Annotated in this window: 15 protein-coding genes; 9 read left to right on the top strand and 6 right to left on the bottom strand. The window is 57.7% G+C overall.

Going from position 1 to position 17,947, the window contains the following annotated elements:
- Positions 1–124: 124 nt before the first annotated feature.
- Both AB0P14_RS05675 and AB0P14_RS05670 read right to left on the bottom strand, forming a co-directional pair.
- Positions 125–1,033, bottom strand: coding sequence for a hypothetical protein (locus AB0P14_RS05675; RefSeq protein ID WP_363838871.1), 909 nt, complete (start codon positions 1,031–1,033; stop codon positions 125–127).
- A gap of 326 nt (positions 1,034–1,359) precedes the next feature.
- On the bottom strand, positions 1,360–2,814 hold the full coding sequence (locus AB0P14_RS05670; RefSeq protein WP_363839363.1) for an MFS transporter: 1,455 nt from the start codon (positions 2,812–2,814) through the stop codon (positions 1,360–1,362).
- Between the two features lie 180 nt (positions 2,815–2,994).
- Here AB0P14_RS05670 and AB0P14_RS05665 point away from each other — a divergent pair, with 180 nt between their 5' ends.
- Positions 2,995–4,116 (top strand): CE1758 family FMN-dependent luciferase-like monooxygenase, encoded by a 1,122-nt coding sequence (locus AB0P14_RS05665; RefSeq protein WP_363838868.1) that lies wholly within the window; start codon positions 2,995–2,997, stop codon positions 4,114–4,116.
- 1 nt (position 4,117) lies between these two features.
- Positions 4,118–4,576: a MarR family transcriptional regulator gene (locus tag AB0P14_RS05660; protein WP_363838865.1), complete on the top strand. Its 459-nt coding sequence runs from the start codon at positions 4,118–4,120 to the stop codon at positions 4,574–4,576.
- A gap of 47 nt (positions 4,577–4,623) precedes the next feature.
- On the opposite strand, the gene AB0P14_RS05655 is transcribed toward AB0P14_RS05660, so the two are convergent.
- The gene (locus AB0P14_RS05655) at positions 4,624–5,307 is read right to left on the bottom strand and encodes a DUF222 domain-containing protein (RefSeq protein WP_363838863.1); all 684 of its coding nucleotides are present in this window, start codon (positions 5,305–5,307) and stop codon (positions 4,624–4,626) included.
- A gap of 530 nt (positions 5,308–5,837) precedes the next feature.
- Here AB0P14_RS05655 and AB0P14_RS05650 point away from each other — a divergent pair.
- Positions 5,838–6,929 (top strand): IS110 family transposase, encoded by a 1,092-nt coding sequence (locus tag AB0P14_RS05650; RefSeq protein WP_363838860.1) that lies wholly within the window; start codon positions 5,838–5,840, stop codon positions 6,927–6,929.
- Between the two features lie 236 nt (positions 6,930–7,165).
- On the opposite strand, the gene AB0P14_RS05645 is transcribed toward AB0P14_RS05650, so the two are convergent.
- On the bottom strand, positions 7,166–7,558 hold the full coding sequence (locus AB0P14_RS05645) for a MerR family transcriptional regulator (RefSeq protein ID WP_363838857.1): 393 nt from the start codon (positions 7,556–7,558) through the stop codon (positions 7,166–7,168).
- A gap of 190 nt (positions 7,559–7,748) precedes the next feature.
- On the opposite strand from AB0P14_RS05645, the gene AB0P14_RS05640 reads away from it, so the two are divergent.
- Positions 7,749–9,272 (top strand): SulP family inorganic anion transporter, encoded by a 1,524-nt coding sequence (locus AB0P14_RS05640; protein ID WP_363838855.1) that lies wholly within the window; start codon positions 7,749–7,751, stop codon positions 9,270–9,272.
- A gap of 88 nt (positions 9,273–9,360) precedes the next feature.
- On the top strand, positions 9,361–10,755 hold the full coding sequence (gene nhaA / locus AB0P14_RS05635) for a Na+/H+ antiporter NhaA (protein ID WP_363838852.1): 1,395 nt from the start codon (positions 9,361–9,363) through the stop codon (positions 10,753–10,755).
- Positions 10,756–11,157: 402 nt separating this feature from the next.
- Here nhaA and AB0P14_RS05630 read toward each other — a convergent pair whose 3' ends face one another.
- Positions 11,158–12,510 (bottom strand): DUF222 domain-containing protein, encoded by a 1,353-nt coding sequence (locus tag AB0P14_RS05630; protein ID WP_363838849.1) that lies wholly within the window; start codon positions 12,508–12,510, stop codon positions 11,158–11,160.
- Between the two features lie 441 nt (positions 12,511–12,951).
- Between AB0P14_RS05630 and AB0P14_RS05625 the strand changes: the two genes are divergently transcribed.
- Entirely contained in the window at positions 12,952–13,512 is a 561-nt protein-coding gene (locus AB0P14_RS05625; protein ID WP_363838847.1) for a DUF6318 family protein, read from the top strand.
- A gap of 44 nt (positions 13,513–13,556) precedes the next feature.
- Positions 13,557–14,423, top strand: coding sequence for a hypothetical protein (locus tag AB0P14_RS05620; RefSeq protein WP_363838844.1), 867 nt, complete (start codon positions 13,557–13,559; stop codon positions 14,421–14,423).
- Here AB0P14_RS05620 and AB0P14_RS05615 read toward each other — a convergent pair.
- Positions 14,420–15,919 (bottom strand): M20/M25/M40 family metallo-hydrolase, encoded by a 1,500-nt coding sequence (locus AB0P14_RS05615; RefSeq protein WP_363838842.1) that lies wholly within the window; start codon positions 15,917–15,919, stop codon positions 14,420–14,422. The genes AB0P14_RS05620 and AB0P14_RS05615 overlap by 4 nt on opposite strands.
- A gap of 191 nt (positions 15,920–16,110) precedes the next feature.
- Between AB0P14_RS05615 and AB0P14_RS05610 the strand changes: the two genes are divergently transcribed.
- Complete coding sequence (locus AB0P14_RS05610; RefSeq protein WP_363838840.1) at positions 16,111–16,875, top strand: hydrolase; 765 nt, start codon at positions 16,111–16,113, stop codon at positions 16,873–16,875.
- Positions 16,872–17,897, top strand: a complete 1,026-nt coding sequence (gene phnD / locus AB0P14_RS05605) for a phosphate/phosphite/phosphonate ABC transporter substrate-binding protein (protein WP_363838837.1) — start codon at positions 16,872–16,874, stop codon at positions 17,895–17,897. Before AB0P14_RS05610 ends, phnD begins: the two co-directional genes overlap by 4 nt.
- Positions 17,898–17,947: the final 50 nt, after the last annotated feature.

Genomic DNA, 17,947 nt, shown 5'->3' with positions numbered 1-17,947 from the left:
AGCCCGATCAAGTCTCTAGTAGTACGACAAGCATTACGACGGCGGGGCTGTCAGCCACCTTGGCTGACAGCCCCGCTTTTGTTTCAGTTATTACGCTTTACCGCGCTTGTTATTTGCTTGTTGTCTATTGCTTCCACTTGTTGATGCGGTAGGAGTTGGCCAACTTTTCGAACGTGCCGGGATTGGCATCCCAATAGCTCTTGTGGCCGCTGACGCCGACCCGCTGCGGCGTTCCCCACGGTGTGACGGAGAAGAGATTGACTGCTTGGATGTCCTCTCCGGCCGCGGTTTTACAGGTGAATCCCACCACCACAGCCAGTCCACGGCGGAACTCTCGGGTCTCCGGGGTGCTGTGCTGGAACCCGGAAGCGCATTTGTGTCCGACCAATTGCTGCATCAGCTCAGCAGCTGTTGCAGCTGACAATTTGTCCTCGACAGCTTGGATGGCTGCTTTTACCTTCGCCGGGTCAGAACCGAACTTGCCCTCATCGGTTTCGGCAAAGAAGGCAAAGGCTGTGGAGATGCCATCAGCATCCAAATCCTTGGTGCCTTGGGCAACCTGCTGCATCTCCTTGCCTGTCTCGGGATCGGTGGTCTTACCGAAGGTGCCGTCGTAGTCCCACGACTTCAGGTACTGGAATGAGGACTCGCCGGTGACGAATTTCGAGAACAACGGATCTCCATCCGCTGGAATGTTACTGGGTCCGTTCAGGGCATCCCAGCCGGCTGGCAGTGCCGTTGCACCAGCGGGTAACCCGTCTGCGGCATCGGTCTCAGCATTGCCATCTGTATCTGTTGGGGCGTCGCTCGGGGCTGATTCCGTTGCGGTCTCGGTCGCCGACTCGGAGCTTGACGCGCTCGACGCCGGCTGGCTCGCGGAGCTCGTAGCTACGGAATCGCCTTCATTTGTTCCCTTGGTCAATGCAGGGATGACCCATACAAACAGGGCGATCAGAGCAAAAAACAGTACAACGGCAACTGAACCGAGAATGATAAAGAGGGTCTTGCGATTGCCTGGCTGAGGCGCAGGCATGGGTACCCCTTGATTCGGAAAGTGACTCGGTGGCGGCGGCGCCCCGTTGTAATTGCTCATGAATGTGCCTTTCCAGGTTTCTTGTGCGCCACCAGGGCTTGAGTTGTTTCAAGCTGTACGAGTTTCAAAGCTCTACTGGTTTCAAAGCTCGACTAGCTTCAAGCCATGGCCCAGCGCGGACTGGCGGTCGTGTTCGCCTTCAACAGGGTATCGGAGCACTTCTTCGCGCCAAGCGGTGGCCAGCGTGTCGTCACCGGAACTATCCGTCCGGACAATCTATCGGCACAACCTGTCGGCACAATCTGTCGGCATGCTCGGTGGAACCCTCAATCCACCGGCAGGGTGGGCCCGAACGCCAGTTTCGGGACAAAGTACAACGCCACCGCCGCCACCAAAGCCGTGACACCGCAAATGGTCCAGACCAGCATGTACCCCTCCAACGGGGCAGCCGTCGAACCAGTGTCTGATGTCAATGAACCCAATGCCTGGCCGGCCAGCGCAATGCCGAAGACACAAGAGGCAAAAGCCCCGCCAACAGTCTTTGTGGCATTGGTCAACCCGGTCGCCATGCCCGTCTGAGTCAACGGTGCAGCGGCCGCGGCAGCCGAGGGCAGTGCCGCCACCAGAGCACCGCTGCCAAGACCGGCAATCGCCATGTTGACCAACACCTGTGTCATCGTGTCGTGGAACGGAAGGAACAGCAGGTAACCAACAGCAACGAGGAAAGCCGCCCCCATCAAGGTGATTCTCGGCGTCGTCCATCTGGTGACGAGCGGGTAGAGCAGGGCGCCGATCAGCAGACCCAGGACATAGACGCCGATCAGGACCGAGACCAGGGACGCGCTGGCACCCAGGCCATAACCTACTTCGGCGGGGTCGGTACGGGCGAAGGTGGACAGCGGTGCCTGCGCGCCTAGGACCGAGACGCCGAACAGGAACGCTGTCAGCTGCACCGGCCACATGCTGGGTTGGCGGAGCAAGCGGATGTCGATCAGCGGATCCTTGTGGCCCAATTCGTAGCGCGTGAACGGCACCAGTGCCAGAATTCCAAGCACGACCGCGGCCCACGCCCACCAAGTGCCAGGGCCGTTGATCCGCATGAATGTCAGGCCGGCGGTGATGAGCAGCAGTCCCGTAGACAGTAGGGTCAGGCCCATGAGATCGAGTTTTCCACCGGTGCGGTTCTCGGATTCGGGCACGCCGAACAGAATCACGAAGAAGCACAGTGTTACGGCGATGGCCGGGATCATCAGGGTCAGCCAGAGCTTGTCCGGCAGCGCCCCGCCAATAAATCCGCCGGCCAGGGCGCCGACAATGACGCCGAATTCGAGGCCTGCAACGAGGATGCCCGCGGACTTTCGGGTTAGCGCAGCACCGTCTGGGCGTTGGTGGGAGCGGCTGTAAATCAGTGCGATTTCCAGCGGCAGCCAGACTACGTAGAAGCCTTGGAGCGCCCACGCCGCCAGGAAAAACCAGAAGTTGGGGGCGAACGCCACACCCCAGGAGGCTGCCGCGGTCAGAGCTGTGGAGATCAACAAGACTTTTCGGTGGCCGATCATATCGCCCAGTTTTGCCAGCACCGGCACCACAAGGGCACTGACCATAAGTTGGGCGGCTTCGAACCAGTTGACGTCGGCGTCGTGGATACCCAAATGCCTGGCGATGTCGGTCAGCAGGGGCGTGTAGTAACCCTGAAGAATACCGCTGGTCAGTTCAACCAAGACCAGAAAACCCACAATGGCCGTGGCCGTGGGTGCGAGCCTAAGACCGGCGCCAGCCATGCCACGCTGCAGTGCTGCCACGATCAACCTCCACGAAAGTTGTGACTTGGATTACTTGGCCCTGTGAGCATCCTAACGGCAGGCCCTCACTGGGAACATATTGGCGCACCCGCGAGTTGGCCCATATAATAGATACAAACGCATATACCTTCCGGGGAGCCGGTTGCTAAGGAGCAGATCATGCAGTTCGGAATTTTCAGCGTCGGAGACATCACCATGGATCCGACCACAGGGCGCACCCCCACCGAACACGAGCGTCTGAAGGCGATCATCACCATCGCCAAGCACGCCGAAGACATCGGCATGGACGTCTTCGCCACCGGCGAGCACCACAACCCGCCGTTCTACCCCAGCTCTCCCTCGACCATCTTGGCCTACATCGCGGCGCAAACGGAGAAGATCATCCTCTCCACGAGCACCACCCTCATCACCACCAACGATCCGGTTAAAATCGCTGAAGACTTCGCCACCCTGCAGCACCTGGCCGACGGCCGTTCTGACATTGTTCTGGGCCGCGGCAACATGGGCGCCGTCTACCCCTGGTTCGGCAAGAACAACCAGGATTCCGTGGAACTGACAGTGGAGAACTACGCGCTGCTGCGCCGCCTCTGGGATGAAGAAGTAGTGAACTGGGAAGGCAAGTTCCGTACCCCGCTGCGCGGCTTCACCTCCACACCCCGCCCGCTCGACGGCGTTGCCCCCTTTGTCTGGCATGGTGCCATCCGCACGCCCCAGGTTGCCGAGATCGCCGCCTACTACGGTGACGGCTTCTTCGCCAACAACATCTTCTGGCCCAAGGAACACTACATCCAGCTGATCAACCTCTACCGTGAGCGCTATGCACACTACGGTCATGGAACCCCGGAACAGGCCATTGTTGGTTTGGGCGGTCAGTTCTTCATCCGTAAGAACTCGCAGGACGCCGTCAATGAATTCCGCCCCTACTTCGACAACGCTCCCGTCTACGGCCACGGCCCGTCCATGGAGGACTTCACCTCACAGACGCCACTGACCGTTGGTAGCCCGGCGGAAATGATCGAGAAGACGCTGGCGTTCCGTGACTACTTCGGCGACTACCAGCGCCAGCTGTTCCTGGTGGACCACGCAGGTCTGCCGCTCAAGACGGTCCTTGAGCAGCTGGATCTCTTCGGTTCCGATGTTCTGCCCACACTCCGCGAGGAGTTCGCCAAGAACCGTCCCGCGTCCGTCCCCGAAGGCCCCACCTTCGAGGCTCGCCGCGCCGCTGCCCAGGCAGCTGCCGCCGTCGAAAGTTCCGCTGCTTCCACAACAGGGGTGAAGTGACATGACTGCGGCAACACCAAGTCACCGCAGGCTGGCCACAGATTCCTGGGAGTCGCTGCTGACATCGCAGGTGGCCATGATGCGTGAGTTGCAGAAGGAGCCCTTGTTCAAGGAGCTGGGCAGCCGTGAGTACGACATTTTGTATCAGCTCTCGCGCTGCTCCAGCGGCTGGCTGCGACTCAACGAACTCAACGAGCATGTGCTGCTGACCCAGCCGAGTATTTCGCGGATGGTGGACAGGTTGGAGTCGCGTGGCCTGATTCAGCGCAAGTCGGCCGAGGACGACAAGCGCGGTGTTTTGATCGGGCTCACCGAGAAGGGCGCCGCCAAGCAAAAGACCGTGGGGCGTGCGCATGTGCAGCGGATCATGGAGCTGATGGAAGTGGCTCTGACGGACGATGAAATGCGCACCTTGCAGGATCTCACGAGCAAACTGCGGACATCAGTGGCAGGGCATTAGTGTCTCCGCGATGAACGCCCCGGCTAACTGCGAATAGCCGGGGCGTTTTATTTTTTGCGAGACTTCTTGATGAGGAGTCCGTGGTGATAGGTGTTGCGCCGAGGCGTTTGGCTGGGGTCGACCAGATAAGGAGCGATGAAATGAGGCGTTCCGTCGATCATTTTCATGGTCCAGTCGCTGTGATGAATCTTGGTGTGGTGATGACTACAGACGAGAGCAGCGTTCGCGATACTGGTTTCACCGCCCTCCTGCCAAGGGATCACGTGGTGAGCTTCGGTCCACGGTGCCGGGCGCATGCAGTCGGGGAACGAACATCCTAGATCCCGGGCCAAAAGGATCTTGCGTTGTGGAGCCGTGAAAAGACGCTGGGTCCTGCCGAGGTTGAGGATCTCTTGCCCTTCACCCATCGATAGATAGGTGATCTCGGGATCGCAGAGGGACTCCGCGAACAATGCCAGCGGCACGGGACCCGTAAAGGTCGTAAACGCCGTACCGGTCCCATCTCGCCGGTCCAAGTCTGTCTGGGTGGTAGTAATCATCAACTGGGTCTTCAGACCACCGTTGAGGGGCAACTTGTCAGTGCGAGCCGCCAGCTTCACACAGTCCAGGAGACCGTCGAGAAGCTTTTGCCCGTGAGTACGTGTGTCCTTGGAGACTGGATCGACGCTGTCAGGGTCTCGAGAATCCAAGCCCTCGAGAGAATCGTCCTGTCCCGGAAGTGGAATCCTCACTCCATCAATGGTCCTGGACTCGGTGGCACCAGGGCCTTCCGCTTCTGGGCTGATGAGCGGGCCGCTGTTGTTGAACAGACCACCGCCAAACACTCCACTATCGTGTGCTCTGGCGTCATTTTGACCGGAGTCCCAACCCTGAGTAGCGGTGCTGGCTTGATTGAACCAGAACCATTTCTCACCTTCATATACCGGGGCGACGGCGTCCGGCGGGGCGTGCTCTGGTCGAGGCGGAATCTCCCATGGTTTGTAAGTATTTTGTTGGTTGCTCTGTGAGTGACTGGCAGTCTGGTGCTGTGGCTTGGTTCGGGTGTGACTCTCCCATGGAATTGCCTCCGCCGGTTGGTGTGAGTGCGCTGTCTTGGATATGTCCACTCGGGCCGGGTTCAGCATCGGTTCTGTCTACTGCCCTGGCTTGATTAGAAGCATGCCCGCCAAGAACACTGGTGTGGCTCATTACAGACCTGCCAAGCGGTAACCCCTATCGATGCGCCACATGACTGGCAGCAACCGTCGACATTGGAGGAAACATGAGCATCGTTGCCGAAAAATTCAGCTTCGTCGTAGGAATTGATACTCACGCAAAAACGCATACGTTCGCGATCATCAACACCACTACTGGTGAGGAAATCGCTAACGAAACTTTCCCCGTCACCGTTCCAGGAGGCAAACGCGCTCTTTCCTGGATACAACGACGTTCTCAAGGAACCAAGGAAAACATCCTGCTGACGATGGAAGGTACAGGATCCTATGGCGCAAAATTCCGTCACCAGGCTACGGAGGCAGGGTTTCAGGTCACTGAAGCCCCCTTCCCTCACCGCAGGTTAGGGAGATTGAGAGGGAAGTCGGATGCCATTGATGCGGCGCGAGCAGCACGGGCCACGATGGGCATTCCTCTTGAGAAAGTTAGGGTTCCGCGAGCTGGCGGGGTGCAGCTGGCCTTGCGGGTGTTGACGACAGCTAGGGAATCTATGTCACGGGAGCGCACGGCAGCGATCAATTCTTTGACCGCTTTGTTGCGCGCAGTCGAGCTGGGATTTGATGCACGCAAAGCGCCCTCAGTTACCCAGATCAATGCCGTGGCAGCATGGCGGGAACGAGAGGAGGATTTCAGCCTGCAGATCAGCCGCCGCGAAGCAGTACGACTGGCTGGCCGGATCATTACGTTGACAGACCAATTGAAGCAAAACCATGCCGAACTCCAACGCCTGATACAGGCTGAACATCCAGAATTGTTGGAGGTGTTTGGTGTCGGTCCTGTCATTGCGGCCATCATTCTTACTGCCTGGTCGCATCCAGGGAGAGTGAGATCAGAGGCGGCGTTCGCAGCCCTGGCAGGAACTTGCCCGGTTCCGGCCTCTTCTGGGAGCACAACCAGGTTCAGGCTCAATCACGGTGGGGATCGTCAGCTCAATAAAGCGCTCTACACCATCGCCTTGATTAGGATGCACTGGGACCAAACAACCAAGGACTACGTCGCAAAACGAACAAGCCAAGGGCGGACGAAGAAAGAGATCATCCGTAGCCTCAAACGTTACATAACCCGCCAGCTCTTTCGAACACTCAAAACAGCAGTTTCACAGCCTGCGCTCGTTCCTGCTCGGGTCGACTCGCCAGCCTAGAACCATGGCGGGGAAGTGTGAGGGTTTGAGGGTCCGCATCTGTGCGTCAACGGGCATCGTCGCCCACCTCACAATATGTCGCTGAATTTCATCGGGTGCAGGTGTCCCATCCGGGGGCTTTCCGCTTCTTCGGAACTGGAACACTGCCAAGAAGTAGTCCAACGTTGAAAATCCGGGCTGACTTGGTGATCAAAAGCCCGTCAAGGAAATCTGCTGCGCTAAGGCCGTAGCGTGGCCTATTTGCTGTTGAGGTCCTGAATGAAGGTGTCGGCGCGTTTGAGATTGAGAGCAAGCTTGTCTCGTTTTTCGTTTGCGCGTTGGACATATTGGGCAAGAAGTTCCCGGGCGTCGTTGTTTTCTGGATCGGCCGTCAGGACGTCTACGGTATCCAGGAGTTCGCCCATTTCTTCGAGTGTGAAGCCCAATGGTTTCATGGACCGGATGACCAGCATGCGTTGCAAGTCTGATCCGGTGTAGATCCGAAAGCCCCCGTCACTGCGTGTTGTTGCGGGCAGTAACCCCACTTCGTCGTAGTGGCGGATAGTGCGTTGGGAGAGTCCTGTGGCGTCGGCCAAGTCCCCGATGTGCATAGTCTGCTCGGTGGCAGCGGGTGGTGGCGTATCGATCATAAACTTCTCCCTAAGTCCCTAAAATTCCAACTCTACCCTTACGTTAGGTTAGAGTTGGAATTGTTCGGTGTATCGCTCGGCCATTCCTAGCCGAGGTAGTTCATTGCCCAGCGCAAGGACGCGCCGACCCCCACGATTCTACGTAACTGAGCGCATGCGCGCTCTCATTCTTTTTTTGAACGGAGCCTTTATGGCCACGAAAACAACAGCAGGACACCCTGTTCTGACTCCTGAGGAACGGCAATCCGTCCTTCGCACTCTCAAATCTCCCCGCCTGCTCAAGACCGAGGTTCTTGCTGGGTTGGTGGTGGCTTTGGCTCTGATCCCGGAAGCCATTGCTTTTTCCATCATTGCCGGTGTTGATCCGCGCATTGGGCTATTTGCCTCGTTCACGATGGCCGTATCCATTGCATTCCTGGGCGGTCGGCCTGCCATGATTTCCGCAGCCACTGGCGCTATTGCCCTGGTTATTGCTCCCTTGGTCAAGAGCCACGGGGTGGACTACTTCATTGCCGCGGTCATCCTGGCCGGTGTTTTCCAGATACTTCTAGCCCTACTTGGTGTGGCTAAGCTGATGCGGTTCATTCCGCGTCAGGTCATGGTTGGCTTCGTCAACGCGCTGGCAATCCTGATCTTCATGTCCCAAGTCCCGGAACTGCTCGGTGTCCCGTGGCTGGTGTATCCGTTGACGGCCCTTGGCCTGTTGATTGTGTTTGGTCTGCCGAAGATCACCACCGTGGTTCCCGCGCCCCTGGTCGCCATCGTGGTCCTGACTCTCATCGCTGTCTTGGCGTCCCTGGCGGTCCCCACCGTGGGCGACAAGGGCGAGATGCCCGAGAGTCTTCCTTCCCTGTTCGTTCCCAACGTTCCGCTCAGCTTTGAAACCCTGCAGGTTCTTTTCCCCTACGCGCTGGCCATGGCCTTCGTCGGGTTGCTCGAATCGTTGATGACAGCCAAACTCGTCGATGACGTCACCGACACCCATTCCCACAAAACCCGCGAGAGCTGGGGCCAAGGAGTCGCCAACATCATCACGGGCTTCTTTGGCGGCATGGGCGGCTGCGCCATGATTGGCCAAACCATGATCAACGTCAAGGCCTCCGGGGCCCGTACCCGCATCTCCACGTTCCTAGCAGGAGTATTCCTGCTGATCCTGGTCGTAGCGCTGGGCGATATTGTTGCACTGATCCCCATGGCAGCCCTAGTAGCTGTGATGATCTTCGTCTCCGTCGCCACCTTCGACTGGCACAGCATCAAACCCGCAACCTTGCGCATGATGCCCAAGAGCGAAACAACCGTCATGCTCGCCACCGTAATCTTCACCGTGTGGACCCATAATTTGGCCATTGGTGTTGGTGTCGGCGTGCTGACAGCCATGGTCCTCTTCGCGAACCGCGTTGCTCGCCTGGTTACGGTGGAACGTCGCATCGAGGAACACTTTGGGGAGACAATTGCCAAGTACGAGGTCAACGGAGAACTCTTCTTCGCCTCATCTAACGACCTCTATACCCAATTCGAGTATGCCGAAGACCCCGAAAGGATCGTCATCGACCTCTACAACTCCCACCTGTGGGACGCCTCGACCATCGCCGCGGTGGATGCCATCACCGCCAAATACGCCAAATACGGCAAGACCGTCGAGATAGAAGGCTTGAATGCTGCCAGCCTCAAAATGCGCGAACGCATGGGCGGAAAACTCGGAGCCGGACACTAGCTACATGCCATAGAGTTGAAGACAGGTGCGCCGGGAAGTCTGGTCGGCAATGTAAAAGTTAACCCCAGATTAAAGGACCGTGCCCTCTATGAACACTCAAGAACTTCCCCGACGCCCTCTTCTGGGGCGCGGCAGCTATTTGGAAGCCCTGCGGATCGGTGAGATCCTGCGCAAGGAGACCATTGGTGGCATCCTTCTAGTAGTTGCCGCCGTCATTGCTCTGGTCTGGGCCAACTCACCGGCTTCCGACAGCTACTTCGCGCTCCGCGACTTCAAAATTGGTTATGAACCCTGGCATCTTGAATTGAGTTTGGGGGCGTGGGCGGCTGATGGGCTATTGGCCGTGTTCTTCTTCCTTGTAGGTCTGGAGCTGAAGAGGGAAATGGTTGCCGGGGACCTGCGCCAGATCAGTAAAGCTGTCGTTCCTGTGGCGGCTGCTGTGGGTGGGGTTGTTGTCCCGGCGTTGATCTACGCTGCGATCAACTGGGGAAACCCTGAAACTATCTCAGGTTGGGCGATTCCCACCGCTACTGACATTGCCTTCGCCGTCGCGGTCCTTGCCGTCATTGGCTCACACCTGCCCACACCACTGCGCATATTCCTGCTCACCCTCGCGGTGGTCGATGACCTCATGGCGATCACCATCATCGCGCTGTTTTACACCAGCGAAATCAACACCACAGCTCTGCTGTTGACCCTGATTCCGCTAGGACTCTATGCGTTTCTTGCGCAAAAGTACCGGCGCTTCTTTGGGTTGAACCCTTCCGCAGCGTGGTTCATTTTGCTGCCTCTTGGCTTCGCCGCTTGGGCCCTGCTTCACGCGTCAGGTATCCACGCGACTGTCGCCGGGGTAGCTCTCGCCTTCACCATCCCCGTCTTACACAGCAAGAAACACGGAAAACACAGCGAAGGACCAGGGCTGGCCGAAACCTTCGAGCACCGCTTCCGCCCCATCTCAGCGGGCTTTGCTGTACCCGTTTTCGCGTTCTTCTCCGCCGGTGTCTTCGTGGGCGGCATTGAGGGACTGCGTTCAGCCCTGACCGACCCCGTCGCCATTGGCATCATTGTCGCCTTGGTTCTTGGAAAACCAATCGGCATCCTGACAGCAACCTTCCTCACCTCCAAATTCACCAAGGCGACCCTGGACCCGGAGCTCAAATGGGTGGACCTGCTAGGTGTAAGTCTCTTAGCGGGCATCGGTTTCACCGTTTCGCTGCTCGTTGGTGAACTCAGCTTCGGACTCGGTAGCCCCGCCAACGACCACGCGAAAGTCGCCATTTTGACCGCTTCAATCCTGGCAGCAGTTTTGGCGTCGATTTTGCTCGGCAGCAGGAACAGGCAATACCGAAAAATTAATGCCCAAGAGAACGTCGATGACGACAATGACGGAATCCCCGATATCTACCAGCAGAAGCAGTATCACCTACGTCCACTGATCCTATTTGCAAACGAGAATGTAACACGGGGTGTCCCACTTCCTTAGAAGTGGAATGTACCGCGACGAACGAGGTGGGATGTACTGAAATGAGACCGCCACTATGGCAGCGCGCTACCGCTGCGGGCCGGACATGGAGCGCTTAAGAAGTTGCTCGGGATCTTGTGCAACTTTTTGTGTGTGCCTCTAGGCTGCGGTGGTTTCTATGGGGAGATATTTGGTGGACAGAGCGCGGGGCCGGGGTGACTTGGTGGTGTCAGGCGGTCAGGGAACCGTGCGCCGGGGTTACCTGGTTGTGGTCAAGGACTGAGACGGATCAGCTGATTGTCAGAGTGTCCTTGTAGTGTTTAGAACGAAGTGGCCAGCCGTCCCCCAATAGGCTGGCCACTTCATTTTTTATGCCCTTGAGCAGTAGCCGGCTACCGAGTTGGTTCCCTATGGCATGCCCGGTCAGCCCTTGACAGTTATAGAAGCATCCAAGACCCGCTGCCATGGAATGCCTAACTTTTCTTTTGTTCTCTGCCATTCCGGTCCCGGCTGTGCTGTTGGATCGTGCCCATTGGGTCCTTGAACTTGCTGCTCTGAAGGTTCGGCAGACTCTACCGGTTGTATCGGCTCTTCCGGCTGTAGCGGTTCTACCGCCTCCGCAGCGTTGAAGACGCCAATAATTCCGTTCAACTGCTCAAACAAGGTTCCCTGTGACTCGCAACCGGGGACTGGGTATCCCTCGCGACCGTCGCTAGCCTTCTCTTCTTGGTTCGATTGGTTCGCTTGGTTCGATTGACTTGTCTGGTTCGCCTGATTCGATTGGGTGTGGTCACTGCCGCATGACTCTGAATCTGCAGAGGAGTGCTGAGCATCAGCGCCTTGATCGTTGTTGATGCCGTTGATGTCTTTGTGCTTGTTGGGATTCGTGGCGGTGCCGATAGCGACCATGAGAGTCTCATACTGCTCAATGGTCATGTGCCCATCGAAGTGAATCAATCCACGGCGGGGCTTACGGAAAAACACACCCTGCTTCGCCAACAAGTCGCCGGGAGTCGGCTTGTGGCCATCAGGATCCAGCAACGACATAATCCGGTTTCCTGCATGTCTCAGAAAATCAGGGCCTTGCTCTTGCCCTGTCTTCACCAACGATTCCTCTACCTCATTACAAGTTTCTGCACTGATTCGATCTGCCTTGGACAGTCCACTGGCTTCTGCCACAAATTTGCCGATCATAGACGCTTGCTCAACTGATAGTTGACCCTTGAAGAATGCCTCGCCCAGTACCGGTTGAGTCGCATCAGGAACGATCTCGCCAGTGATCAGATCACGAGTGGGCAATAAAGTCTGGGACAACACAATCCTGCGTCTGGCATCGGCGGCACTTATTCGTACGGACTGAATGAGGAGGTCAACAGTACCGTGTACGCCCATGGCCGCATATCGGCCAGCGTCAACGCGTTGGGCAAGTTCACCAGTAACTTGCACAGACATGGCTTGCTGGAAACGACCCAGTTGCTCGAGGTCCTGCGCCCAACGTACACACTCAGCGTCCGTAAGCGACCCCAGATCTAAACCGAACGGCGTCTGCTCAGGGACCGAGACATCGCTGGCACCAGCGGATGAAGATGCAGAGAGGCCAGCGCTAAGATCCTCTACCACCACAGTCTCTGCGACATGACGATCATCTGTAGTAGCGACGGTAGCTGCTCGAACAAGGGCCGCAGCAAGATTGAGGAGTTGGTGAACATGATCGCCAACCCTTAAATCTCCTGAATCGGATACCGGTTTTACCGGCATCCTTGCCGCTGTGTCCATGTATCTATTCTAGAAGAAGGGACTGACATTTCGGCTGGGATAGTGCTGCATGTGAATCCACCGGTCGCGGAACCGACTGTGGGGGAATGGATGACCTAGCCGTGCTCCAAACACTGCATCGGAGGGCCCGCCGGCCCAGGATTATGCGTAGTTGTGGATAACTTCTGGCAGGTAACCTCTCCCGCGTGTACCTTGGTAGGAAGCCACAGAGCAGCCACCTCAATGACGAGGGCGCTGTCCACTCAGCACCACGGGTAGGGGCCGGGCATGCAAGATAGTCGCAGCAAAGATCCGCATCGGGATGCCGTGACAATGACAGCTAACTGCCATCGTCGCCGTTCAAGATTGCACACTTATGCCGTAGCTTTGTGTCTGGCCGCGATGCTGCCTCTCGTTGGCTGTACGTCGACGCCAACGGACCCAAGCACCAGCGCATCAGCTATGGAAACCAGCAGTCCCGCAACCACCACAGCCACATCTACGTCCACGGCCGAACAGCAAACTCCGCCGCCGACTAGTGCTGCCGTCTACAAACCAGCTACTGCGGATGGCCCGGCTCAAAACGTACCGATCCCAGTTCTCCCTGAAACTGCAAAGGAATTCAGCAAGGAAGGCCTCCTCGCTTTCGCTGAGCATTGGTACAGCACTCTGGGGTACGCCTTCGAAACAGGCGACTCGGGGCCCATGATGCAAATCAGTGAGCCTAGCTGTAAAACTTGCCTTTTCATCAAGGAACCAGTCGAGAATTGGTACAAAGAGGGCGGATGGGCAGTTGGCGGTCAGATGAACATTCTTCAAACGACTAGTCCATTCAGCGAAACCACAGACGGGGCCTATCAGGCAATGTTGCTGGTTCGCCAGACCAAAGTTAGCTACTACTCCGCTGATGGGAAACTCACCAAAGACCACCCTCAAGCCATTGCCAGAACCAATCTCGTCGAAGCCGTCTATACCAATGGCGGCTGGATCGCCATGACGGCAGAGATTCTAAAAAAGAGTTAGCTATGTCGGTGTATCGTCTACTTCTTTCAGCATCCTGCACGGCAGTGCTAATTACCACATTCTTAGTTCCGGCGCGGGCCTTGGCCGCTGTCGATACGCCCGATTGGGATGGCACCGGAATTATCGTGGATGGCCGTGATCAGACCGATGCAGGAAACTTCGAGCCGCTGGCGCCGTCTACTGAACCTGGAGAAACAACCCAGTACGAGTATCGGTTCGCTTGTACAGACGGTGACAGCCTTGTGTTTAGCGCCTGTACCGAACTAATGCTGGAATGCTCATCCGGTGCAAGTAGCCCTGAAGGTACGCCTGGAACGGCCATCTACTGGTACTACGCCGACACAGCTTTTGATCCACTTATCTGGACATTTCATTCAGGCCCGGTCTGTGTCTACGCTCAGCAACCCAGGGACCTCCTCGCTGAGATCGCAGGCCAAATCGCCCACGAATTCCAACGCACCCCCATCGCCGCCGCAGACTACGGCAGCCAACCCGGCCCTCACACCCTCCGCGGCAAAGAAACCAACGTCTGGGCCACAGCCACCACCCAAACCTTCAACCTCACCATGCTTGGCCAAAACGTCACCATCACCGCCACCCCAGTCGCCTACACCTGGAACTACGGCGACGGCACCATCTGGGGACCAACACCCATTCACGGCGCACCCCTGCACCAAGACCGGATCGGCGAACAAACCCAAACCAGCCACATCTACACCGAAACCGGCCGCCTCACCATCAGCGTCACCACCCACTTCGACGGCACCTACACCGTCAACGGCGGCCCCGAATTACCCATCCCCGGCCAAGGCAACATCCCCTCACCAGCCCAACCACTGACCGTCTGGCGCGCCGAAACCCACCTCTACGCCGACGACTGCATCGTCAACCCCAACGGCATCGGCTGCTAACCCAGGCCTTGGAGCAGTTCTCGGTAAAACACCACACCGGCCCCTAGGGAACTGATCCGCACTCGTTCGTTAACGGCATGCAGAGAGCCACGGTCCGATACGTCCATCAGCAACGGTGAAAATCTATAGACGGCTGAAGATATGGCGGTGAAGTATCGCGAATCGGTGGCCCCGGTTTGAATATAGGGCGTCACCACCGCATCGGGATAGGACACCGAAACCGCTCGGCTCAACAGTGCAAATTGTTCGTTGGAGAATGAAGAAATCGGCGAGGGATCGTGCCCAGAAACCACTGTCAACTCCACCTCTGGATCGTCAATGATGGCCTGAACCCGTTCAACCACCGATTCAACGCTCTCCCCGACAGCAATACGGATATTGGCATTCGCACGAGCGGTAGACGCGAGGACATTGGACGCCTTGCTCCCTTCAAGCATGGTCACGGCCACAGTGGTTCGGGTCAGGGCGCGAGTTTCATCGCCCACAACACCAAAGGCTTGAGTGAGCAGTCCTTTGAAGGCCCACAGATTTTCCGTCACCAAGCGCAGAACAAACCCGCTATTCGATCCAATGCGTCTCATCATCTCAGCAATGGGATCCGGCATAGAAGCAGGAAAAGGTGACTCTTCCAAGGCCACAATGGCCTGCGCCAAGCGCGCGGTAGCACCCATCCGAGGCGGTGTTGATGCATGCCCGCCAGCACCCCTAGTCAGGAGTTGCAAATCCAGGATGCCCTTTTCAGCCACACCGATAACGGCCGCCGGAGCCTTCAGCCCCGGAAACGCGTCAACCGCTACAGCACCACCTTCATCCAGCACCAACCAGGGCTTGATCCCCCGAGCGGCCAGCAGCTCAACGGCTGCTTGGGCGCTGTCACCAGCAGTCTCTTCATTGTTACCGAAAGACAGATAAACATCGTGCGCGGGCGAAAATCCCTCCGCCAGCAGAGACTCAATCGCATTCATAATCACTACCAGGGCACCCTTGTCATCAAGGGCGCCTCGACCCCAGACATACCCGTCTTGCTGGTGTCCTGAGAACCCCGGGTACGTCCAGTTGTCTCGGCTGTCCACAGGAACCACGTCATAGTGGGCCATCAACACGGTGGGCTGTGCCACCGCATTCGGACCGTTTCCCGCCCACCTGAACAACAGCGCATGGCCGTTGACAAATTCTCGGCTCAAGCGGGCATGAACCATCGGGTATAGCTTGACCAAAGCATCGATGAATCCGGTGAACTGCTCCAGTTCTATCTGGTCTCGCGCGCTGGAGAAAACTGTGCGGTAGGTGATCAGTTCACTGAGCTGATCCGCTGCGGACTGCGCGTACTCCACACCAATTTCGGCTGAGTTCAAGGTGGCACCAAAGCCGCCAGCAGGAGTAGCAACCCCAGCCCGGAAAGCACGGGCACCCATTACGGTCACGGCCCCAGCCAACCCCACGGACACGGCTGCTGTGACGGCACGACTGAGCGATTTCCCGGTTCCTCTAGGCATGCACGGAGTCTATGCCATAAGCCTGCGTGCGACCCGGGCACGCAGAATCTGTTCCGCTACCGTGACGGCGAGCGCCCAAATCCATCTGATCTGCACCGAAAATAAACCCTTGTGTAAACACTGCGTGAACAGTTGTTCCATAGAACCTATTTTCGTGGACATGGTGTTCATGGTCACGTACGCTAATTTTTGTGATCCTAACGACGCCAGCCCAACAGGCTGCAGAACAACCTCTTCCGCTACTGATTCTTGATTTTGACGGCACCGTCTGTCTAGGCGATGGCCCGGTTCTTGCGTATGCAGACGCCGTCGCTGAACAGATTCCAGAAGCATCCCGCCCAGCACTTCTGGAAGGACTGGATGCCTTTCTCGCCGAAGACCCCAACGCCCCCGCCTACAAGGACGGGTACGCAGCGGTGGCTGCCCTCGCTGAGGAAATGATCGATTCGGACGGGCTCAGCCGGGCCTACGCCGAAAGCCGAGAACGGCTGGCAGCAGGGACGGTGGCGATCACCGCACCAGAAGGGTTGGCCGAGTTTTTGGACAGCCTGGCTGGTGTTGCCTTCCGGGTTCTGCTGACCAACGCTCCACTGATTGGCGTAGCAGAATCACTGGCCACCCTGGGCCTGGCTGGCTCCATTGACTTGATCATGCCCGACGCCGGCAAACCAGCCGGGTTCTCTGGCCTTCTTCCCGTCCTGCTTGAAAACAAGGCCCCACACGAGTTGCTCAGTGTTGGCGATGTCTGGAGCAATGACATTGATCTGCCATCGCGCCATGGCTGTGTAACTGCCTTCATTGACCGCTTCAACCACCGTACGGGCGCGGCAACGCTGAGTGCCCCTCGGTTTGAACTGCTGTATGACGCAATCTTCGGCTGGGCCAGCGATCCAGCCGTTTTCAGCTCCACTCATCAAGGCACTTCCACCCCCTCTTCAGAAAAGGCACCTCTGTGATCAAGAACCGTTCCAAACTCGCAGCATTGGGAACATTGGCTCTGGCCAGCGTTCTGGCACTTTCCTCCTGTGGCGTCAGCCAAGACAGCGCTGACTCAGCGGCCAACGGTACAAACGGGGCAACAAGTTGTGTCGGCACCAGCGACGCTTCCGCCATCGCCCCTAAAGAATTGACACTTGCGCTGGTTCCCTCCGGTGACGCCAAGAAGCTCGTTGACACTGTCAAGCCGCTGGAGGAAGCCCTGAGCAGCCGCTTGGGAATCCCCGTCAAGGGTGTCATCACCGCAGATTACCAGGCGGCCGTCGAAGCCATCGGCTCCAACCAGGCACAGATCGGCATGCTCCCTTCCCTGCAGATGAGTCAGGCCTGCGACAAGTATGGCGCCGTTCCCGCCCTGCAGACGGTCCGCAAGGATAAGTCCAGCTACGCTGCGCAGATGTTCACTAACAATCCTGACAAGTACTGCACCGACGCCCCCGCCGCAGGACCCAACGGCATGCTTTACTGCAACGGAACCGCATCAGGCAACGGCCCCGCCGGACTCGATTCAGTCGCCAAGGTCAAGGGCGCTACCGTGTCCATGCTCTCCCCCGCCTCGCCTGCCGGCTACATCTTCCCCGTTGCCGCCATGAAGAACGCCGGGATTGCCATTGAGGATGTCTCCCCCATCAAGGTCACTGCCAACGACGCCTCCGTGCTTGCCGTGTACAAGGGCGATGCTGAGGTTGGCTTCAGCTACTGGGATGCCCGTGAAGTGGTGGCCAAGGACAACCCCGATGTTGGCGAAAAGGTAGTGGTCTTCGCCCTAACGGATGAAGTCCCCAACGACGGCATGTCCATCTCCAGCAAGCTCAGCTCCGACTGGCAGACCAAGATCGATGAGGCCATGCTCGATTTCGCGGGTACCCCTGAGGGCGTCAAAGCACTGACGGCGATTTACCAGATCACCGGCATGGCCAAGGCTGATCCGGATAGCCTGCGCAAGACTCAGGAAGCAGCACGCTCCATCGGTCTGGGCTGACAACCCGGCCCACCGGCGCCAACGAGCTCAACTCCACACAGTGCCACCCA

The organism is Specibacter sp. NPDC078709, assembly GCF_040686795.1.
Taxonomy (GTDB): Bacteria; Actinomycetota; Actinomycetes; order Actinomycetales; family Micrococcaceae; genus Specibacter.
This window is presented reverse-complemented; position numbering and strand designations above follow the sequence as displayed.